This is a genomic window from Pseudomonas fortuita, assembly GCF_026898135.2.
In the GTDB taxonomy this organism is placed as follows: domain Bacteria; phylum Pseudomonadota; class Gammaproteobacteria; order Pseudomonadales; family Pseudomonadaceae; genus Aquipseudomonas; species Aquipseudomonas fortuita.
Genome location: NZ_CP114035.2, coordinates 182,122 through 207,613 on the forward strand (window position 1 = coordinate 182,122; position 25,492 = coordinate 207,613).

General features: G+C 60.5%; 1 protein-coding gene. It reads left to right on the forward strand.

Features of this window, described 5'->3' with window-relative positions; all coding sequences use genetic code 11:
• Positions 1 to 25,473, forward strand: coding sequence for an immunoglobulin-like domain-containing protein (locus OZ911_RS00885; RefSeq protein WP_268968549.1), 25,473 nt, complete (start codon positions 1 to 3; stop codon positions 25,471 to 25,473).
• The last annotated feature ends 19 nt before the right edge of the window (positions 25,474 to 25,492 follow it).

The window sequence follows — 25,492 nt, forward strand, 5'->3', positions numbered from 1 at the left end:
ATGAGCAGCGTTGTAGCCATCGTCAAAAGCATTGTCGGCCAGGTTATTGCGGTATCCCCAGAGGGTATTCGCCGTGTGCTCATCGAAGGGGACCGCCTGTTGGCAGGTGAGGAAGTACTCACTGGCCCGGGTGGCGCAGTTACTCTTGAGCTGGCCGATGGCCGTCTGCTTGACCTTGGCCGTGACAGCCAGTGGAGTGCCGATGCGCCCGACAGCAGCACCGACCTGAGCCAGGCGACCGCACAGGCCGCACCGTCGGTGGAAGAACTGCAACAGGCGATCGCTGCAGGTGTCGACCCGACTACCGAGCTTGAGGCCACCGCAGCCGGCCCGTCCGCAGCGGGCGGCGGCGCGCTGGGCGGTGGTCACAGCTTTGTGATGCTGGAGGAAACCGCGGGCCGGGTAGACGCTACCGTCGGGTTCCCGACGCAAGGGCTGGGCTTTGCTGGCGCGCTCGATAGTGAAGAGGTTGGCTTGCTGGATACCACCAGCAACAACCAGGTGACTACGCCGACGACAGGCACCAACGTTGCTACCGACCTTATTCTTGGCGCCACTCCTTCCATCAGCGAAGCGGGTGGCGTAATCGTCTATACCGCTACGGTTGGCCAAGCGCCGACCACCAACCTGATCGTCACCCTGTCTAACGGTGCCGTTATCGTCATCCCGGCCGGGCAGACCAGCGGCAGCGTCAATGTCGTGGTTCCGGCAAATGACACGCCGTATATCGACGGTGGCCAGATCTCGGCAACTGTAACGGGTACCACCGGTGGCAACGGCCTGACGGTGACTGTGCCGCAAGCGCCGGCGGTTACCCAGGTTACCGATACCATCGACACCACCACTGCGACACTGACGGCGAATCCGTCGGTGACCGAGGGCGGTGTGATTACCTACACCGTGACCCTGAGCAACCCTGCCCAGACGCCGGTAACCGTTACTCTGTCCAATGGCCAGACCATCACCGTTGAGGCGGGCAAGACCCAGGGCAGCGTCGACTTCCAGACGCCGGCGAACGACGTCTACAACAACGGTTCGACTGTAAGCACAACCATAACCGGCGCTTCCGGTGGCAACTTCGAGCAGCTGACGCCGAATCCGACCCCGGCGCAGACCACGATCAACGATTCGGTAGATACCACCACTGCGACCCTGACCGCTTCGCCAAGCGTCACTGAAGGTGGCGTGATCACCTACACCGTGACCCTGAGCAACCCTGCCCAGACGCCAGTGACTGTGACCCTGTCCAACGGCCAGACCATCACTGTTGAAGCGGGCAAGACCCAAGGCAGCGTTGACTTCCAGACCCCGGCGAACGACGTCTACAACAACGGCTCGACCGTCAGCACAACTATTACTGGCGCTACCGGTGGTAACTTCGAACAGCTGACCCCGAATCCGACCCCGGCGCAGACCACGATCAACGATTCGGTCGACACTACCACTGCGACCCTGACCGCTTCGCCAAGCGTCACTGAAGGTGGCGTCATCACCTACACCGTGACCCTGAGCAACCCTGCCCAGACGCCAGTGACTGTGACCCTGTCCAACGGCCAGACCATCACCGTTGAGGCGGGCAAGACCCAGGGCAGCGTCGACTTCCAGACGCCGGCGAACGACGTTTACAACAACGGTTCGACTGTAAGCACAACCATAACCGGCGCTTCCGGTGGCAACTTCGAGCAGCTGACGCCGAATCCGACCCCGGCGCAGACCACGATCAACGATTCGGTCGACACCACCACTGCGACCCTGACCGCTTCGCCAAGCGTCACTGAAGGTGGCGTAATCACCTACACCGTGACCCTGAGCAACCCTGCCCAGACACCGGTAACCGTGACCCTGTCCAACGGCCAGATCATCACTGTTGAAGCGGGCAAGACCCAAGGCAGCGTTGACTTCCAGACCCCGGCGAACGACGTCTACAACAACGGCTCGACCGTCAGCACAACTATTACTGGCGCTACCGGTGGTAACTTCGAACAGCTGACCCCGAATCCGACCCCGGCGCAGACCACGATCAACGATTCGGTCGACACCACCACTGCGACCCTGACCGCTTCGCCAAGCGTCACTGAAGGTGGCGTGATCACCTACACCGTGACCCTGAGCAACCCTGCCCAGACGCCGGTAACCGTGACCCTGTCCAATGGCCAGACCATCACCGTTGAAGCCGGCAAAACCCAGGGCAGCGTTGATTTCCAGACCCCGGCGAACGACGTCTACAACAACGGTTCGACTGTAAGCACAACCATAACCGGCGCTTCCGGTGGCAACTTCGAGCAGCTGACGCCGAATCCGACCCCGGCTCAGACCACGATCAACGATTCAGTAGACACCACCACCGCAACGCTGACGGCGAACCCGTCGGTGACCGAAGGCGGTGTCATCACCTACACCGTGACCCTGAGCAACCCTGCCCAGACGCCGGTAACCGTGACCCTGTCCAATGGCCAGACCATCACCGTTGAAGCCGGCAAAACCCAGGGCAGCGTTGATTTCCAGACCCCGGCGAACGACGTCTACAACAACGGTTCGACTGTAAGCACAACCATAACCGGCGCTTCCGGTGGCAACTTCGAGCAGCTGACGCCGAACCCGACCCCGGCTCAGACCACGATCAACGATTCAGTAGACACCACCACCGCAACGCTGACCGCGAACCCGTCGGTGACCGAAGGTGGTGTCATCACCTACACCGTGACTCTGAGCAACCCTGCCCAGACGCCGGTAACCGTGACCCTGTCCAATGGCCAGACCATCACTGTTGAAGCCGGCAAGACCCAAGGCAGCGTTGATTTCCAGACCCCGGCGAACGACGTCTACAACAACGGTTCGACTGTCAGCGTCACCATCGAGAACGCCACGGGCGGTAACTTCGAGCAGTTGACCCCGAATCCGACCCCGGCGCAGACCACGATCAACGATTCGGTCGACACCACCACTGCGACCCTGACCGCTTCGCCAAGCGTCACTGAAGGTGGCGTGATCACCTACACCGTGACCCTGAGCAACCCTGCCCAGACGCCGGTAACCGTGACCCTGTCCAATGGCCAGACCATCACTGTTGAAGCCGGCAAGACCCAAGGCAGCGTTGACTTCCAGACCCCGGCGAACGACGTCTACAACAACGGTTCGACTGTAAGCACAACCATAACCGGCGCTTCCGGTGGCAACTTCGAGCAGCTGACGCCGAACCCGACCCCGGCTCAGACCACGATCAACGATTCAGTAGACACCACCACCGCAACGCTGACGGCGAACCCGTCGGTGACCGAAGGCGGCGTCATCACCTACACCGTGACCCTGAGCAACCCTGCCCAGACGCCGGTAACCGTGACCCTGTCCAACGGCCAGACCATCACTGTTGAAGCGGGCAAGACCCAAGGCAGCGTTGATTTCCAGACCCCGGCGAACGACGTCTACAACAACGGTTCGACTGTCAGCGTCACCATCGAGAACGCCACGGGCGGTAACTTCGAGCAGTTGACCCCGAATCCGACCCCGGCTCAGACCACGATCAACGATTCGGTCGACACCACCACCGCAACGCTGACGGCGAACCCGTCGGTGACCGAAGGCGGTGTCATCACCTACACCGTGACCCTGAGCAACCCTGCCCAGACGCCGGTAACCGTGACCCTGTCCAACGGCCAGACCATCACTGTTGAAGCGGGCAAGACCCAAGGCAGCGTTGATTTCCAGACCCCGGCGAACGACGTCTATAACAACGGTTCGACTGTTAGCGTCACCATCGAGAACGCCACCGGCGGCAACTTCGAGCAGCTGACCCCGAATCCGACTCCAGCCTCGACTGTCATCAATGACAGCGTTGATACTGTCACCGTAAGCATCGTCAGCAATGGCAATGTGACCGAAGACCAGCAACCTTCCTTTACTGTGAAAGTAAGCCAGGCGCTGGATCGTCCGTTGACCGTCACTCTGTCGAACGGAGACACCGTGACGATCGAAGCCGGTAAGACCGAAGTCGAGTACAAGACTCCGGCTCAGGGTGATGACGTCTATCACGACGCTGGCTCCATCACCCTCAGCGTTACCGACGCTACCGTTCCAGGTGCCACTTTCGAGAACCTGGCCTTGGGTGGTCCAGCTACCGTTGAGATCTCGGACACTATCAGTGAAGTTGTGGCTAAGCTGACCGCCACCCCTTCGGTGACCGAAGGCGGCGAGATCACCTACACGATCACGCTGACCAACAAAGACGGCCTGCCGATCAACAACCACGGCGCCCTGACCTTCACGCTGAGCGACGGCAAGACCGTCATCACCGTGCCGGCCAACGGCACCAGCGGTTCGATCACCGTGACTGCTCCGGACAACGTTTACGTTGGCAGCAATACCCCGGTGGTACAGTCGATCGCAACTGTTGCTGGCGCTGATGTCGGCAAGTTCGAACAGCTGACCCTGGACAAGACGCCGGTCAGCACAACCGTTACCGATGAGCCAGGTACTCCGGGCAACCCAGGCGGCAACAACGAAGGTGACTTGGTCAAAGTAACCATCACTGCCGACCAGACTTCGGTGGCCGAGAACGTCAAACCGACGTTCACCGTGCACATCAACCAGCCGCTGGAGCACGACCTGGTCGTGACCCTGAGCAACAATGCCACGGTGACCATCAAGGCCGGCGAAACCAGTGCACCGTACGAGCACGCGGCGCAGGGCGATGACGTTTACCAGGATGCTGGCGAAATCACCCTGGGCATCAAGTCGGCGGTAGACGCTACCGGTGCTGCCTTCGAGAACCTGCAGTTGGGTGGTGATGCTTCGGTCAAAGTGACCGACACCATCGACGAAGTGGTAGCCAAGCTGACTGCGACGCCTTCGGTTACCGAAGGCGGCGAGATCACCTACACCATCACGCTGACCAACAAAGACGGTCTGCCGATCAACAACCATTCGGCGCTATATTTCAAGCTGACCGATGGCACCACCGTTGTCGTCGCGGCCAACAGCACCACCGGCTCGGCCACTGTAACCGCCCCGGATAACGTCTATGTCGGTGCTAACGAGCCGGTGGTCAACGCCATCGACGCGGTCAGCGGCGCGGACGCGTGGAAGTTTGAAAACCTGAACTTGGACAAGACCCCGGTCAGCACCCAGGTTACCGACGAGCCAGGCACCCCTGGCAACGAAGGTGACATCGTCAAAGTCACCATCACCGCTGACCAGGTATCGGTGGCCGAGAACGTCAAACCGACGTTCACCGTGCACATCAACCAGCCTCTGGAGCACGACCTGGTCGTGACCCTGAGCAACAATGCCACGGTGACCATCAAGGCCGGCGAAACCAGTGCACCGTACGAGCACGCGGCGCAGGGCGATGACGTTTACCAGGATGCTGGCGAAATCACCCTGGGCATCAAGTCGGCGGTAGACGCTACCGGTGCTGCCTTTGAGAACCTGCAGTTGGGTGGTGATGCTTCGGTCAAAGTGACCGACACCATCGACGAAGTGGTAGCCAAGCTGACTGCGACGCCTTCGGTTACCGAAGGTGGCGAGATCACCTACACCATCACGCTGACCAACAAAGACGGTCTGCCGATCAACAACCATTCGGCGCTATATTTCAAGCTGACCGATGGCACCACCGTTGTCGTCGCGGCCAACAGCACCACGGGCTCGGCCACTGCAACCGCCCCGGATAACGTGTATGTCGGTACTAACCAGCCGGTGGTCAATGCCATCGATGCTGTCAGCGGCGCGGATGCGTGGAAGTTCGAAAACCTGAATCTGGACAAGACCCCGGTCAGCACCCAGGTTACCGACGAACCAGGCACCCCAGGCAACGAAGGCGACCTGGTCAAGGTCACCATCACCGCCGACCAGACTTCGGTGGCGGAAAACGTCAAACCGACGTTCACTGTGCACATCAACCAGCCGCTGGATCACGACCTGGTTGTGACCCTGAGCAACAACGCGACCGTGACCATCAAGGCGGGCGAAATCAGCGCGCCATACACCCACGATGCGCAGGGGGATGACGTCTACAATGATTCGGGCGAAATCAGCCTGGGTATCAAGTCGGCGGTAGACGCCACCGGTGCTACCTTCGAGAACCTGGAGCTGGGCGGTGCGGCTACCGTCCAAGTGACAGACACCACCGACGAAGTCGTGGCCAAGCTGACCGCGACGCCTTCGGTCACCGAAGGCGGCGAGATCACCTACACCATCACGCTGACCAACAAAGACGGCCTGCCGATCAACAACCACGGCGCCCTGAACTTCACGCTGAGCGACGGCAAAACCGTCATTACCGTGCCGGCCAATGGCACCAGCGGCTCGATTACCGTCACTGCTCCGGACAACGTCTATGTCGGCAGCAATACCCCGGTGGTGCAGTCGATCGCTACCGTTGCTGGCGCTGACGTCGGAAAATTCGAACAGTTGACACTGGACAAGACCCCGGTCAGCACCACCGTCACTGACGAGCCAGGTACCCCCGGTAACCCAGGCGGCAATAACGAAGGCGATCTGGTCAAGGTCACCATCACTGCCGACCAGACTTCGGTGGCCGAGAACGTCAAACCGACCTTCACCGTGCACATCAATACCGCTCTGGCACACGACCTGGTCGTCACCTTGAGCAACAACGCCACAGTCACCATCAAGGCCGGCGAAACCAGCGCGCTTTACGAGCACGCGGCGCAGGGCGACGACGTCTATCTGGACGGCGGCGAAATCAGCTTGGGCATCAAGTCGGCTGTGGACGTTGATGGTCGTACCTTCGAAAACCTGGAGTTGGGCGGCGATGCTTCGGTCAAAGTGACCGACACCATCGACGAGGTTGTGGCCAAGTTGACCGCAAGCCAGTCGGTCACCGAAGGCGGCGAGATCACCTACACCATCACGCTGACCAACAAAGATGGCCTGCCGATCAATAACCACTCGGAGCTGTACTTCAAGCTGACCGATGGCACCACTGTCATCGTGCCCGCCAACAGCACCACCGGTTCGGCCACTGCAACCGCGCCGGATAACGTCTATGTCGGCGCTAACGAGCCGGTGGTCAACGCCATCGACGCGGTCAGCGGCGCGGACGCGTGGAAGTTTGAAAACCTGAATCTGGACAAGACTCCGGTCAGCACCCAGGTTACTGACGAGCCAGGCACCCCTGGCAACGAAGGTGACATCGTCAAAGTCACCATCACCGCTGACCAGGCATCGGTGGCCGAGAACGTTAAACCGACCTTCACCGTGCACATCAACACCGCCCTGGCCCACGACCTGGTCGTGACCCTGAGCAACAATGCCACGGTGACCATCAAGGCAGGCGAAACCAGTGCACCGTACGAGCACGCGGCGCAGGGCGATGACGTTTACCAGGATGCTGGCGAAATCACCCTGGGCATCAAGTCGGCGGTAGACGCTACCGGTGCTGCCTTCGAGAACCTGCAGTTGGGCGGCGATGCTTCGGTCAAAGTGACCGACACCATCGACGAGGTTGTGGCCAAGTTGACCGCAAGCCAGTCGGTCACCGAAGGCGGCGAGATCACCTACACCATCACGCTGACCAACAAAGACGGTCTGCCGATCAATAACCACTCGGAGCTGTACTTCAAGCTGACCGATGGCACCACTGTCATCGTGCCCGCCAACAGCACCACCGGTTCGGCCACTGCGACCGCGCCGGATAACGTCTATGTCGGTGCTAATGAGCCGGTGGTCAACGCCATCGACGCGGTCAGCGGCGCGGACGCGTGGAAGTTTGAAAATCTGAACCTGGACAAGACCCCGGTCAGCACCCAGGTTACCGACGAGCCAGGCACCCCAGGCAACGAAGGCGATATCGTCAAGGTCACCATCACGGCCGACCAAACTTCGGTGGCCGAGAACGTCAAACCGACCTTCACCGTGCACATCAACACCGCCCTGGCCCACGACTTGGTCGTGACCCTGAGCAACAACGCAGTTGTAACCATCAAGGCCGGTCAGACCTCGAGCGAGCCGTATGCTCACGACGCGCAGGGTGACGACGTTTACCAGGATGCTGGCGAAATCACCCTGGGCATCAAGTCGGCGGTAGACGCTACCGGTGCTGCTTTCGAGAACCTGCAGTTGGGTGGTGATGCTTCGGTCAAAGTGACCGACACCATCGACGAGGTTGTGGCCAAGTTGACCGCAAGCCAGTCGGTCACCGAAGGCGGCGAGATCACCTACACCATCACGCTGACCAACAAAGACGGTCTGCCGATCAATAACCACTCGGAGCTGTATTTCAAGCTGACCGATGGCACCACTGTCATCGTGCCCGCCAACAGCACCACCGGTTCGGCCACTGCGACCGCGCCGGATAACGTCTATGTCGGTGCTAACGAGCCGGTGGTCAACGCCATCGACGCGGTCAGCGGCGCGGACGCGTGGAAGTTTGAAAATCTGAACCTGGACAAGACCCCGGTCAGCACCCAGGTTACCGACGAGCCAGGCACCCCAGGCAACGAAGGCGATATCGTCAAGGTCACCATCACGGCCGACCAAACTTCGGTGGCCGAGAACGTCAAACCGACCTTCACCGTGCACATCAACACCGCCCTGGCCCACGACCTGGTCGTGACCCTGAGCAACAACGCGGTTGTAACCATCAAGGCCGGTCAGACCTCGAGCGAGCCGTATGCTCACGACGCGCAGGGTGACGACGTTTACCAGGATGCTGGCGAAATCACCCTGGGCATCAAGTCGGCGGTAGACGCTACCGGTGCTGCCTTCGAGAACCTGCAGTTGGGTGGTGATGCTTCGGTCAAAGTGACCGACACCATCGACGAGGTTGTGGCCAAGTTGACCGCAAGCCAGTCGGTCACCGAAGGCGGCGAGATCACCTACACCATCACGCTGACCAACAAAGACGGTCTGCCGATCAATAACCACTCGGAGCTGTATTTCAAGCTGACCGATGGCACCACTGTCATCGTGCCCGCCAACAGCACCACCGGTTCGGCCACTGCGACCGCGCCGGATAACGTCTATGTCGGTGCTAACGAGCCGGTGGTCAACGCCATCGACGCGGTCAGCGGCGCGGACGCGTGGAAGTTTGAAAACCTGAACCTGGACAAGACCCCGGTCAGCACCCAGGTTACCGACGAGCCAGGCACCCCAGGCAACGAAGGCGATATCGTCAAGGTCACCATCACGGCCGACCAGACTTCTGTGGCCGAGAACGTCAAACCGACCTTCACCGTGCACATCAACACCGCCCTGGCCCACGACCTGGTCGTGACCCTGAGCAACAACGCGGTTGTAACCATCAAGGCCGGTCAGACCTCGAGCGAGCCGTATGCTCACGACGCGCAGGGTGACGACGTTTACCAGGATGCTGGCGAAATCACCCTGGGCATCAAGTCGGCGGTAGACGCTACCGGTGCTGCCTTCGAGAACCTGCAGTTGGGTGGTGATGCTTCGGTCAAGGTGACCGACACCATTGACGAGGTTGTGGCCAAGTTGACTGCGACCCCTTCGGTGACCGAAGGCGGCGAGATCACCTACACCATCACGCTGACCAACAAAGACGGTCTGCCGATCAATAACCACTCGGAGCTGTATTTCAAGCTGACCGATGGCACCACTGTCATCGTGCCCGCCAACAGCACCACCGGTTCGGCCACTGCGACCGCGACGGATAACGTCTATGTCGGTGCTAACGAGCCGGTGGTCAACGCCATCGACGCGGTCAGCGGCGCGGACGCGTGGAAGTTCGAGAACCTGACCCTGGATAAGACCGAGGTCAGCACCAGCGTTACGGATGAGCCTTCCGGGCAGGGTGACCTGGTGAAGGTCAGCATTACGCCGGTCACCGACACGGTGAACGAGGCGACTGCGCCGACCTTCAAGCTCACCCTGAACCAGGCCATCGATAAACCGCTGACCGTGCTGCTGAGCACCGGTGAAACCGTGGTGTTCGCTGCTGGCGAGACCACCAAGACCATCTCGGCGCCTGCCCAGGGCGACGATGTGTTCATCGACAAGGGCCAGATCACCGTCAGCATCGACAAGGCCACCGTCACCGGTGCGCCGCTGGAAAACCTGCAGATCGGCGACCCGGCCACTGTCAACGTGACCGACACCATCAGCAAAGTCACCGCTGTCCTGTCGGTGGACAACACCGCTGTGGTGGAAGGTGGCAAGATCACCTACACCGTCACCCTGATCAGTGAAGACACCAAGCTGCCAGTGACTGGCCACGGTGGTGTGACCGTTACCTTGACCGGTGGCACTCAGGTGACCATCAACCCAGGCTCGGCCACCGGCACCGTGGAAATCACCGCGCCGAACGACCTGTACGCGGGCGGCCAGGACGCAATTACCAAGTCGATCACCGGTATCGAAGTCACCGGCGACACCAAGTTCGAAAACCTGGTGACCGACAAGACCCCGGTCACCACTACCATCAGCGACGAGCCGAACGGCAGCGACAACCTGGTGAAAGTCAGCATCACGCCGGTCACCGACACGGTGAACGAAGCGACTGCGCCGACCTTCAAGCTCACCCTGAACCAGGCCATCGATAAACCGCTGACCGTGCTGCTGAGCACTGGTGAAACCGTGGTGTTCGCCGCTGGCGAGACCACCAAGACCGTTTCGGCGCCAGCCCAGGGCGATGACGTGTTCATCGACAAGGGCCAGATCACCGTCAGCATCGACAAGGCCACCGTCACCGGTGCGCCGCTGGAGAACCTGCAGATCGGTACCCCGGCGACTGTTCAGGTCACCGACACCATCAGCAAAGTCACCGCTGTCCTGTCGGTGGACAACACCGCTGTAGTCGAAGGTGGCAAGATCACCTACACCGTGAGCCTGATCAGCGAAGACACCAAGCTGCCAGTGACCGGCCACGGTGGTGTGACCGTGACCCTGACTGGCGGCACGGTCGTGACTATCCCGGCCGGCTCGGCCTCGGGTACCGCCTTCGTCACTGCACCGAACGACCTGTATGCCGGTGGCCAGCCTGCGATCACCAAGTCGATCACTGACATTTCGGTCACCGGCGACACCAAGTTCGAGAACCTGGTGACCGACAAGACCCCGGTCACCACTACCGTCAGCGACGAGCCGAACGGCAGCGACAACCTGGTTAAGGTCAGCATCACTCCGGTCACCGAGTCGGTGAACGAAGCCACTGCACCAACCTTTAACGTCACCCTGAACCAAGCGCTGGACAAGGCGCTCACCGTTGTCCTGAGTACTGGCGAAACCGTGGTGTTCGCCGCTGGCGAGACCACCAAGACCGTTTCGGCGCCAGCCCAGGGCGATGACGTGTTCATCGACAAGGGCCAGATCACCGTCAGCATCGACAAGGCCACCGTTACCGGTGCGCCGCTGGAAAACCTGCAGATCGGTACCCCGGCGACCGTTCAGGTCACCGACACCATCAGCAAAGTCACCGCTGTCCTGTCCGTGGACAACACCGCTGTGGTGGAAGGTGGCAAGATCACCTACACCGTCACCCTGATCAGTGAAGACACCAAGCTGCCAGTGACTGGCCACGGTGGTGTGACCGTTACCTTGACCGGTGGCACTCAGGTGACCATCAACCCAGGCTCGGCCACCGGCACCGTGGAAATCACCGCGCCGAACGACCTGTACGCGGGCGGCCAGGACGCAATTACCAAGTCGATCACCGGTATCGAAGTCACCGGCGACACCAAGTTCGAGAACCTGGTGACCGACAAGACCCCGGTCACCACTACCGTCAGCGACGAGCCAAACGGTGCGGGTAACCTGGTGAAAGTCAGCATCACGCCGGTCACCGACACGGTGAACGAAGCGACTGCGCCGACCTTCAAGCTCACCCTGAACCAGGCCATCGATAAACCGCTGACCGTGCTGCTGAGCACCGGTGAAACCGTGGTGTTCGCTGCTGGCGAGACCACCAAGACCATCTCGGCGCCTGCCCAGGGCGACGACGTGTTCATCGACAAGGGCCAGATCACCGTCAGCATCGACAAGGCCACCGTCACCGGTGCGCCGCTGGAAAACCTGCAGATCGGCGACCCAGCCACTGTCAACGTGACCGACACCATCAGCAAAGTCACCGCCGTCCTGTCGGTGGACAACACTGCTGTGGTGGAAGGCGGCAAGATCACCTACACCGTGACCCTGATCAGTGAAGACACCAAGCTGCCAGTGACTGGCCACGGTGGTGTGACCGTGACCTTGACCGGTGGCACTCAGGTGACCATCAACCCAGGCTCGGCCACCGGCACCGTGGAAATCACCGCGCCGAACGACCTGTACGCGGGCGGCCAGGACGCAATTACCAAGTCGATCACCGGTATCGAAGTCACCGGCGACACCAAGTTCGAAAACCTGGTGACCGACAAGACCCCGGTCACCACTACCGTCAGCGACGAGCCAAACGGTGCGGGTAACCTGGTGAAAGTCAGCATCACGCCGGTCACCGACACGGTGAACGAAGCGACTGCGCCGACCTTCAAGCTCACCCTGAACCAGGCCATCGATAAACCGCTGACCGTGCTGCTGAGCACCGGTGAAACCGTGGTGTTCGCTGCTGGCGAGACCACCAAGACCATCTCGGCGCCTGCCCAGGGCGACGACGTGTTCATCGACAAGGGCCAGATCACCGTCAGCATCGACAAGGCCACCGTCACCGGTGCGCCGCTGGAAAACCTGCAGATCGGCGACCCAGCCACTGTCAACGTGACCGACACCATCAGCAAAGTCACCGCCGTCCTGTCGGTGGACAACACTGCTGTGGTGGAAGGCGGCAAGATCACCTACACCGTGACCCTGATCAGTGAAGACACCAAGCTGCCAGTGACTGGCCACGGTGGTGTGACCGTGACCTTGACCGGTGGCACTCAGGTGACCATCAACCCAGGCTCGGCCACCGGCACCGTGGAAATCACCGCGCCGAACGACCTGTACGCGGGCGGCCAGGACGCAATTACCAAGTCGATCACCGGTATCGAAGTCACCGGCGACACCAAGTTCGAAAACCTGGTGACCGACAAGACCCCGGTCACCACTACCGTCAGCGACGAGCCAAACGGTGCGGGTAACCTGGTGAAAGTCAGCATCACGCCGGTCACCGACACGGTGAACGAAGCGACTGCGCCGACCTTCAAGCTCACCCTGAACCAGGCCATCGATAAACCGCTGACCGTGCTGCTGAGCACCGGTGAAACCGTGGTGTTCGCTGCTGGCGAGACCACCAAGACCATCTCGGCGCCGGCCCAAGGCGATGACGTCTTTGTTGATAAAGGCACCATCACCGTTAGCATCGACAAGGCCACCGTCACCGGTGCGCCGCTGGAAAACCTGCAGATCGGCGACCCGGCGACCGTTCAGGTCACCGACACCATCAGCAAAGTCACCGCTGTCCTGTCGGTGGACAACACCGCTGTGGTGGAAGGTGGCAAGATCACCTACACCGTGACCCTGATCAGTGAAGACACCAAGCTGCCAGTGACTGGCCACGGCGGTGTGACCGTGACCCTGACTGGCGGCACAGTCGTGACTATTCCGGCCGGCTCGGCCTCTGGTACCGCCTTCGTCACTGCACCGAACGACCTGTTCACCGGTGGCCAGCCTGCGATCACCAAGTCGATCACCGACATTTCGGTCACCGGCGACACCAAGTTCGAGAACCTGGTGACCGACAAGACCCCAGTGACTACTACCGTCAGCGATGAGCCAAACGGCAACGACAACCTGGTCAAGGTCAGCATCACTCCGGTCACCGAGTCGGTGAACGAAGCCACTGCACCAACCTTTAACGTCACCCTGAACCAAGCGCTGGACAAGGCGCTCACCGTTGTCCTGAGTACTGGCGAAACCGTGGTGTTCGCTGCTGGCGAGACCACCAAGACCATCTCGGCGCCGGCCCAAGGCGATGACGTCTTTGTTGATAAAGGCACCATCACCGTTAGCATCGACAAGGCCACCGTCACCGGTGCGCCGCTGGAAAACCTGCAGATCGGCGACCCGGCCACTGTCAACGTGACCGACACCATCAGCAAAGTCACCGCTGTCCTGTCGGTGGACAACACTGCTGTGGTCGAAGGCGGCAAGATCACCTACACCGTGACCCTGATCAGTGAAGACACCAAGCTGCCAGTGACCGGCCACGGTGGTGTGACCGTTACCTTGACCGGTGGCACTCAGGTGACCATCAACCCAGGCTCGGCCACCGGCACCGTGGAAATCACCGCGCCGAACGACCTGTACGCGGGCGGCCAGGACGCAATTACCAAGTCGATCACCGGTATCGAAGTCACCGGCGACACCAAGTTCGAGAACCTGGTGACCGACAAGACCCCGGTCACCACGACCGTCAGCGATGAGCCGAACGGCAACGACAACCTGGTCAAGGTCAGCATCACTCCGGTCACCGAGTCGGTGAACGAAGCCACTGCACCAACCTTTAACGTCACCCTGAACCAAGCGCTGGACAAGGCGCTCACCGTTGTCCTGAGTACTGGCGAAACCGTGGTGTTCGCTGCTGGCGAGACTACCAAGACCATCTCGGCGCCTGCCCAGGGCGATGACGTCTTTGTTGATAAAGGCACCATCACCGTCAGCATCGACAAGGCCACCGTTACCGGTGCTCCGCTGGAGAACCTGCAGATCGGTACCCCGGCCACTGTCAACGTGACCGACACCATCAGCAAAGTCACCGCTGTCCTGTCGGTGGACAACACTGCTGTGGTCGAAGGTGGCAAGATCACCTACACCGTCACCCTGATCAGTGAAGACACCAAGCTGCCAGTGACTGGCCACGGTGGTGTGACCGTTACCTTGACCGGTGGCACTCAGGTCACCATCAACCCAGGCTCGGCCACCGGCACTGTGGAAATCACCGCGCCGAACGACCTGTACGCGGGCGGCCAGGACGCAATTACCAAGTCGATCACCGGTATCGAAGTCACCGGCGACACCAAGTTCGAGAACCTGGTGACCGACAAGACCCCGGTCACCACTACCGTCAGCGATGAGCCAAACGGCAACGACAACCTGGTCAAGGTCAGCATCACGCCGGTCACCGAGTCGGTGAACGAAGCCACTGCACCAACCTTTAACGTCACCCTGAACCAAGCGCTGGACAAGGCGCTCACCGTTGTCCTGAGTACTGGCGAAACCGTGGTGTTCGCAGCTGGCGAGACCACCAAGACCATTTCGGCGCCTGCCCAGGGCGATGACGTCTTTGTTGATAAAGGCACCATCACCGTCAGCATCGACAAGGCCACCGTTACCGGTGCTCCGCTGGAGAACCTGCAGATCGGTACCCCGGCCACTGTCAACGTGACCGACACCATCAGCAAAGTCACCGCTGTCCTGTCGGTGGACAACACCGCTGTGGTGGAAGGTGGCAAGATCACCTACACCGTGACCCTGATCAGTGAAGACACCAAGCTGCCAGTGACCGGCCACGGCGGTGTGACCGTGACCCTGACTGGCGGCACAGTCGTGACTATTCCGGCCGGCTCGGCCTCGGGTACCGCCTTCGTCACTGCACCGAACGACCTGTTCACCGGTGGCCAGCCTGCGATCACCAAGTCGATCACCGACATTTCGGTCACCGGCGACACCAAGTTCGAGAACCTGGTGACCGACAAGACCCCGGTCACCACTACCGTCAGCGATGAGCCAAACGGCAACGACAACCTGGTCAAGGTCAGCATCACGCCGGTCACCGAGTCGGTGAACGAAGCCACTGCACCAACCTTTAACGTCACCCTGAACCAAGCGCTGGACAAGGCGCTCACCGTTGTCCTGAGTACTGGCGAAACCGTGGTGTTCGCAGCTGGCGAGACCACCAAGACCATTTCGGCGCCTGCCCAGGGCGATGACGTCTTTGTTGATAAAGGCACCATCACCGTCAGCATCGACAAGGCCACCGTTACCGGTGCTCCGCTGGAGAACCTGCAGATCGGTACCCCGGCCACTGTCAACGTGACCGACACCATCAGCAAAGTCACCGCTGTCCTGTCGGTGGACAACACCGCTGTGGTGGAAGGTGGCAAGATCACCTACACCGTGACCCTGATCAGTGAAGACACCAAGCTGCCAGTGACCGGCCACGGCGGTGTGACCGTGACCCTGACTGGCGGCACAGTCGTGACTATTCCGGCCGGCTCGGCCTCGGGTACCGCCTTCGTCACTGCACCGAACGACCTGTTCACCGGTGGCCAGCCTGCGATCACCAAGTCGATCACCGACATTTCGGTCACCGGCGACACCAAGTTCGAGAACCTGGTGACCGACAAGACCCCGGTCACCACTACCGTCAGCGATGAGCCAAACGGCAACGACAACCTGGTCAAGGTCAGCATCACGCCGGTCACCGAGTCGGTGAACGAAGCCACTGCACCAACCTTTAACGTCACCCTGAACCAAGCGCTGGACAAGGCGCTCACCGTTGTCCTGAGTACTGGCGAAACCGTGGTGTTCGCAGCTGGCGAGACCACCAAGACCATTTCGGCGCCTGCCCAGGGCGATGACGTCTTTGTTGATAAAGGCACCATCACCGTCAGCATCGACAAGGCCACCGTTACCGGTGCTCCGCTGGAGAACCTGCAGATCGGTACCCCGGCCACTGTCAACGTGACCGACACCATCAGCAAAGTCACCGCTGTCCTGTCGGTGGACAACACCGCTGTGGTGGAAGGTGGCAAGATCACCTACACCGTGACCCTGATCAGTGAAGACACCAAGCTGCCAGTGACCGGCCACGGCGGTGTGACCGTGATCCTGACTGGCGGCACAGTCGTGACTATTCCGGCCGGCTCGGCCTCGGGTACCGCCTTCGTCACTGCACCGAACGACCTGTACGCGGGCGGCCAGGACGCAATTACCAAGTCGATCACCGGTATCGAAGTCACCGGCGACACCAAGTTCGAGAACCTGGTGACCGACAAGACCCCAGTGACCACTACCGTCAGCGACGAGCCAAACGGCGCCGGGAACCTGGTGAAAGTCAGCATCACGCCAGTCACCGACACGGTGAACGAAGCGACTGCCCCGACCTTCAAGGTGACCCTGAACCAGGCCATCGATAAGCCGCTGACCGTGCTGCTGAGCACCGGTGAAACCGTGGTGTTCGCCGCTGGCGAGACCACCAAGACCGTTTCGGCGCCAGCCCAGGGCGATGACGTGTTCATCGACAAGGGCCAGATCACCGTCAGCATCGACAAGGCCACCGTTACCGGTGCGCCGCTGGAAAACCTGCAGATCGGTACCCCGGCGACCGTTCAGGTCACCGACACCATCAGCAAAGTCACCGCCGTCCTGTCGGTGGACAACACCGCTGTGGTCGAAGGTGGCAAGATCACCTACACCGTCACCCTGATCAGCGAAGACACCAAGCTGCCAGTGACTGGCCACGGTGGTGTGACCGTTACCTTGACCGGTGGCACTCAGGTCACCATCAACCCAGGCTCGGCCACCGGCACTGTGGAAATCACCGCGCCGAACGACCTGTACGCGGGCGGCCAGGACGCAATTACCAAGTCGATCACCGGTATCGAAGTCACCGGCGACACCAAGTTCGAGAACCTGGTGACCGACAAGACCCCAGTGACCACTACCGTCAGCGACGAGCCAAACGGCGCCGGGAACCTGGTGAAAGTCAGCATCACGCCAGTCACCGACACGGTGAACGAAGCGACTGCCCCGACCTTCAAGGTGACCCTGAACCAGGCCATCGATAAGCCGCTGACCGTGCTGCTGAGCACCGGTGAAACCGTGGTGTTCGCCGCTGGCGAGACCACCAAGACCGTTTCGGCGCCAGCCCAGGGCGATGACGTGTTCATCGACAAGGGCCAGATCACCGTCAGCATCGACAAGGCCACCGTTACCGGTGCGCCGCTGGAAAACCTGCAGATCGGTACCCCGGCGACCGTTCAGGTCACCGACACCATCAGCAAAGTCACCGCCGTCCTGTCGGTGGACAACACCGCTGTGGTCGAAGGTGGCAAGATCACCTACACCGTCACCCTGATCAGCGAAGACACCAAGCTGCCAGTGACTGGCCACGGTGGTGTGACCGTTACCTTGACCGGTGGCACTCAGGTCACCATCAACCCAGGCTCGGCCACCGGCACTGTGGAAATCACCGCGCCGAACGACCTGTACGCGGGCGGCCAGGACGCAATTACCAAGTCGATCACCGGTATCGAAGTCACCGGCGACACCAAGTTCGAGAACCTGGTGACCGATAAGACGCCAGTGACCACCACTGTCAGCGATGAGCCGAACGGCGCCGGGAATCTGGTGAAAGTCAGCATCACGCCGGTCACCGACACGGTGAACGAAGCGACTGCGCCGACCTTCAAGGTGACCCTGAACCAGGCCATCGATAAACCGCTGACCGTGCTGCTGAGCACCGGTGAAACCGTGGTGTTCGCCGCTGGCGAGACCACCAAGACCGTTTCGGCGCCTGCCCAGGGCGATGATGTGTTCATCGACAAGGGCCAGATCACCGTCAGCATCGACAAGGCCACCGTTACCGGTGCGCCGCTGGAGAACCTGCAGATCGGTACCCCGGCGACCGTTCAGGTCACCGACACCATCAGCAAAGTCACCGCCGTCCTGTCGGTGGACAACACCGCTGTAGTCGAAGGTGGCAAGATCACCTACACCGTGACCCTGATCAGCGAAGACACCAAGCTGCCAGTGACCGGCCACGGCGGTGTGACCGTGACCCTGACTGGCGGCACAGTCGTGACTATTCCGGCGGGTTCTGCTTCGGGTACCGCCTTCGTCACTGCACCGAACGACCTGTATGCCGGTGGCCAGCCTGCGATCACCAAGTCGATCACCGACATTTCGGTCTCGGGTGACACCAAGTTCGAAAACCTGGTGACCGACAAGACCCCAGTGACCACTACCGTCAGCGACGAGCCAAACGGCGCCGGGAACTTGGTGAAAGTCAGCATCACGCCGGTCACCGACACGGTGAACGAAGCCACTGCGCCGACCTTCAAGGTGACCCTGAACCAGGCCATCGATAAACCGCTGACCGTGCTGCTGAGCACCGGTGAAACCGTGGTGTTCGCTGCTGGCGAGACCACCAAGACCATCTCGGCGCCGGCCCAAGGCGATGACGTCTTTGTTGATAAAGGCACCATCACCGTCAGCATCGACAAGGCCACCGTCACCGGTGCGCCGCTGGAGAACCTGCAGATCGGTACCCCGGCGACCGTTCAGGTCACCGACACCATCAGCAAAGTCACCGCTGTCCTGTCGGTGGACAACACCGCTGTAGTCGAAGGTGGCAAGATCACCTACACCGTGACCCTGATCAGCGAAGACACCAAGCTGCCAGTGACCGGCCACGGCGGTGTGACCGTGACCCTGACTGGCGGCACGGTCGTGACTATCCCGGCCGGCTCGGCCTCGGGTACCGCCTTCGTCACTGCACCGAACGACCTGTATGCCGGTGGCCAGCCTGCGATCACCAAGTCGATCACTGACATTTCGGTCTCGGGTGACACCAAGTTCGAAAACCTGGTGACCGATAAGACGCCAGTGACCACCACTGTCAGCGATGAGCCGAACGGCGCCGGGAATCTGGTGAAAGTCAGCATCACGCCGGTCACCGACACGGTGAACGAAGCGACTGCGCCGACCTTCAAGGTGACCCTGAACCAGGCCATCGATAAACCGCTGACCGTGCTGCTGAGCACCGGTGAAACCGTGGTGTTCGCCGCTGGCGAGACCACCAAGACCGTTTCGGCGCCTGCCCAGGGCGATGATGTGTTCATCGACAAGGGCCAGATCACCGTCAGCATCGACAAGGCCACCGTTACCGGTGCGCCGCTGGAGAACCTGCAGATCGGTACCCCGGCGACCGTTCAGGTCACCGACACCATCAGCAAAGTCACCGCCGTCCTGTCGGTGGACAACACCGCTGTAGTCGAAGGTGGCAAGATCACCTACACCGTGACCCTGATCAGCGAAGACACCAAGCTGCCAGTGACCGGCCACGGCGGTGTGACCGTGACCCTGACTGGCGGCACAGTCGTGACTATTCCGGCGGGTTCTGCTTCGGGTACCGCCTTCGTCACTGCACCGAACGACCTGTATGCCGGTGGCCAGCCTGCGATCACCAAGTCGATCACCGACATTTCGGTCTCGGGTGACACCAAGTTCGAAAACCTGGTGACCGACAAGACCCCAGTGACCACTACCGTCAGCGACGAGCCAAACGGCGCCGGGAACTTGGTGAAAGTCAGCATCACGCCGGTCACCGACACGGTGAACGAAGCCACTGCGCCGACCTTCAAGGTGACCCTGAACCAGGCCATCGATAAACCGCTGACCGTGCTGCTGAGCACCGGTGAAACCGTGGTGTTCGCCGCTGGCGAGACCACCAAGACCGTTTCGGCGCCAGCCCAGGGCGATGATGTGTTCATCGACAAGGGCCAGATCACCGTCAGCATCGACAAGGCCACCGTTACCGGTGCGCCGCTGGAGAACCTGCAGATCGGTACCCCGGCGACCGTTCAGGTCACCGACACCATCAGCAAAGTCACCGCCGTCCTGTCGGTGGACAACACCGCTGTAGTCGAAGGTGGCAAGATCACCTACACCGTGACCCTGATCAGCGAAGACACCAAGCTGCCAGTGACCGGCCACGGCGGTGTGACCGTGACCCTGACTGGCGGCACAGTCGTGACTATTCCGGCGGGTTCTGCTTCGGGTACCGCCTTCGTCACTGCACCGAACGACCTGTATGCCGGTGGCCAGCCTGCGATCACCAAGTCGATCACCGACATTTCGGTCTCGGGTGACACCAAGTTCGAAAACCTGGTGACCGACAAGACCCCAGTGACCACTACCGTCAGCGACGAGCCAAACGGCGCCGGGAACTTGGTGAAAGTCAGCATCACGCCGGTCACCGACACGGTGAACGAAGCCACTGCGCCGACCTTCAAGGTGACCCTGAACCAGGCCATCGATAAACCGCTGACCGTGCTGCTGAGCACCGGTGAAACCGTGGTGTTCGCCGCTGGCGAGACCACCAAGACCGTTTCGGCGCCAGCCCAGGGCGATGATGTGTTCATCGACAAGGGCCAGATCACCGTCAGCATCGACAAGGCCACCGTCACCGGTGCGCCGCTGGAGAACCTGCAGATCGGTACCCCGGCGACCGTTCAGGTCACCGACACCATCAGCAAAGTCACCGCTGTCCTGTCGGTGGACAACACCGCTGTAGTCGAAGGTGGCAAGATCACCTACACCGTGACCCTGATCAGCGAAGACACCAAGCTGCCAGTGACCGGCCACGGCGGTGTGACCGTGACCCTGACTGGCGGCACGGTCGTGACTATCCCGGCCGGCTCGGCCTCGGGTACCGCCTTCGTCACTGCACCGAACGACCTGTATGCCGGTGGCCAGCCTGCGATCACCAAGTCGATCACCGACATTTCGGTCACCGGCGACACCAAGTTCGAAAACCTGGTGACCGATAAGACGCCAGTGACCACCACTGTCAGCGACGAGCCGAACGGCGCCGGGAACCTGGTGAAAGTCAGCATCACGCCGGTCACCGACACGGTGAACGAAGCGACTGCGCCGACCTTCAAGCTCACCCTGAACCAAGCCATCGATAAACCGCTGACCGTGCTGCTGAGCACCGGTGAAACCGTGGTGTTCGCCGCTGGTGAAACCACCAAAACCATTTCGGCGCCTGCCCAGGGCGATGACGTGTTCATCGACAAGGGCCAGATCACCGTCAGCATCGACAAGGCCACCGTCACCGGTGCGCCGCTGGAGAACCTGCAGATCGGTACCCCGGCGACCGTTCAGGTCACCGACACCATCAGCAAAGTCACCGCTGTCCTGTCGGTGGATAACACCGCTGTAGTCGAAGGTGGCAAGATCACCTACACCGTGACCCTGATCAGCGAAGACACCAAGCTGCCGGTGACTGGGCACGGTGGTGTGACCGTCACCCTGACCGGTGGCACTCAGGTCACCATCAACCCGGGCTCGGCGACTGGCACTGTCAGCATCAATGCCCCGGATGATGTTTATACGGGCGGTCAGGACACCATTACCAAGTCGATCACCGGCATTGCTGTCGCTGGCGACAAGGTCTTCGAAAACCTTGTGGCAGGTACCAACTCCGTCAGCACCACGGTAAGTGACGAGCCAAGTGGCCAAGGTGATATTGCCAAGGTCAGTATTACCGGCACCACTTCGCTCACCGAAGGCGAAACTGGCGCTTACACGCTGACCCTGACCCACGCCTCCAAGGCCGAAGTCACGATCACCCTCAGCTACAGCGGCACCGCCAAAAACGGTGAGGACTTCACCGGTGTCACCACCGTGAAGATCCCGGCCAACAGCACAGGCACCACGTTCAACATCGCTACCATCGACGACAAGCTGGTCGAAGGTACCGAGAACTTCGTGGTGAAGATCGAAACTGCCACCGGTGGCAACTTCGAGAACCTGCAGGTTGATAGCAGTAAATCGAGCGTGACTACCACCATCCTCGACAACGACAACCTGCCGGTTTCACCTGGTGGCGCGGTGTTTGGCGTGGAAGACACCGACTACGTGTTCGCCTGGAGTGATTTCAAAGTCACCGATGCCGATGGCAACACCGGTCTGTCCGTGACCATTACTTCGATCCCTGGTGCCGGCAACCTGCAGTTCTTCAACGGTACTGCCTGGGTGAATGTGACCGTTGGCCAGGTGGTGAGCCAGGCTGACATCATTGCCAAGAACCTGAAATTCGTTCCGCTTCTCAACCAGTCGGGCTCGGATAACTACGGTGGCAATGGCGTGGGTAACCAGAAGGCTGACTACGCACAGTTCAAGTACAAGCCGAACGATGGCACCAACCTGGGCACAGAAGTGACCATGAAGGTCGACATCAGCCCGGTAGCCGACAAACCGACGCTCAGCTTCGGCAGCGCCGATATCGACTCCAAAGGCCTGACCAAAGAAGTCTGGACCAGCCTCAAAGGCCTCGGTACTGGCGGCAATGGCATTACCGGCGAGGACCTGAAGACGGTATTTGCCAACTCTGGCAATGCCAACTCCAGCAGCACCACTACCAACGTGCAGTCCGATGGCAGCGTCACTGCTGGCACCGGTTCGAAAACGTCGGGCCTGATCTACCTGGAAGCCGGCAAGACCTACACCTTCAGCGGTACCGCCGACGACAGCTTCGTGGTCACCATTGGTGGCAAGACGGTGGTCACGGCCACCTGGGGTGCCGGTGGCCAGGTTTCGGGTACCTTCACCCCGAACACCAGCGGCTACTACCCGATCGAGGTCTACCATGCCAACCAGTCTGGTCCAGGCAGCTATGACCTGAACATCCAGGTAGGCTCGGGTGCGGTCACTGACCTGAGCAGCTCGAACATCAAGATGTATCAGAACGTGACCGAGATGGCCAACGCCGGCTTGGGCGTGTCCGATCTGCACACCGTGAATGGTCAGAGCTACTACGACGGCTACAAACTGAACGAAGGGCCGGAAGGTGGCTCGGTGAAACTGGTTGGTATTAATACTGCCCTGACCGACACCGATGGCTCCGAAACCCTGAACGTTAGCCTCAGCGGCATTCCGAAAGGCACTGTACTCAGCGATGGTGCAGGCCACACGGTCACAGTAGGCAGCGCACCGGTGGATGTGACCGGCTGGAAACTCAGCGGCCTTACCCTCACCCCACCTACCTACTACAAAGGCTCGTTCGACATCACGGTCACCTCGACTGCCACCGAAAGCCTGGGCGGTTCGGCCATCACCACCGGCAACATCCCGGTGACGGTGTACGGCGCAACCTACAAGGCCAGCGTGGGTACTTCGGGCAACGACACCATGACCGGCAGCGAAGGCAACGACATCATCGTCGCCGACGTGTCGGGCCTGAACGTGGTGGCGGGCAAGAACTACAATATTGCGTTCATCGTCGACAGCTCCGGCAGCATGACCGATGCGTCTATTGCCGCAGCCAAGGCCCAGCTGGCGTCTGTGTTTGCCACCTTGAAAGCCAGCCTGGGCTCGGACACCTCGGGTACGGTCAACATCTTCCTTGTCGACTTCGACACGCAGGTCAACAAGAACGTTGCTGTGAACCTGGCCGATCTTAACGCCTTGAATGACCTGCAAGCGGTCCTGAAGTCGATGCAAGGCGGGGATGATGGTGGTGGCACCAACTACGAAGATGCCTTCAAGACCACGGCCAACTTCTTCAAGAGCACAGTTGCGATCAGCAATACCGGTGCAGAGAACCTGACGTACTTCATCACCGACGGTAAGCCGACCTATTACCAGCGAAATGAAGTAACCGATAAACGCCTGTGGACTGGTGGCAAAACGCTTGACGAAGTAGTCAATGTCAATAACTACAAAGCTGGGGGCACGTTCAGTGAATGGGCCGATTCGACTCACAAGGTCGACATCAGCAGTGCTGGCGTTGTCAAGGTATCGACGTATGGCTACAACTGGTGGGGCAGCTGGGGTGTAACTTCCACAGAGACTGTGGGGACCATTCATGCCCAAGGGGACGGCACGTATGAGTTCTCCAGCCTGGGTGGCACAGGTAGGGGGACTAGCTCGAACTGGTCCGATTCAGCATCCAATACGACTGATAGCTTCACGCTGCTGGGCGGCAGCACTACCTTGCAAGGCTTGAGCAAGGTGCAGGCGATTGGACTGAACGATGATGTCAGCCTCTCCGACCTGAAGCCCTATGACAGTGCCGGCAAGCCGCAGACTAATATCGATCCTTCCAATCTGGCCAGCGCAATCCTTGGGCATACCGAGGCAACGCTGCCAGGTGCAGACAGCATCGATGGCGGCAACGGCAACGACATCATCTTCGGTGACCTGATCACCCTCAATGGTGTCGTCAGCGAGGGGTATCAGGCCCTGCAGACTTACGTTGCGCAGAAGAGCGGTGTCGAAGCCAGCGCTGTTACCACCAGCAACGTGCACCAGTACATCACCGAGCACTACACCGAGTTCGATATCTCCGGTGCCAACGATGGCAAGGACTTCTTGTCCGGCGGCAACGGCAACGACATCCTCTTCGGCCAAGGTGGTAACGACACGCTCGATGGTGGCCGGGGTAATGACATCCTGCTGGGCGGTACTGGCAATGACACCCTGATCGGTGGCCACGGCGACGATATCCTGATCGGTGGCAGCGGTGCCGACACCTTCGTGTGGAAGGCGGGTGATTACGGCAACGACGTGATCAAGGACTTCAAGGTAGGCGAGAAAGACAAGATCGACCTGAGCGATCTGCTGCAAGGTGAGAAGGGCAGCACGATCGACAACTACCTGAAACTCACCACGGTGGAAGGCACTACCACGTTGCAAGTCAGCAGCGAAGGCAAGCTCAACGCCGCAGGTGGTATCGCCAACGCCGACGTGACCATCAAGCTGGAAGGGGTGAACTGGTCCAACACCACGATCAACTCGTTGATCAGCGGTGCTGACCCGACCATCATCATCCACAACAAAGACAGCTGATGCGCTGGAGGGCCGCTTT

What these genes read in the sequence shown, in the direction of transcription:
- OZ911_RS00885 (WP_268968549.1), top strand. Translation starts at nt 1, where the DNA reads ATGAGCAGCGTTGTAGCCATCGTCAAAAGCATTGTCGGCCAGGTTATT.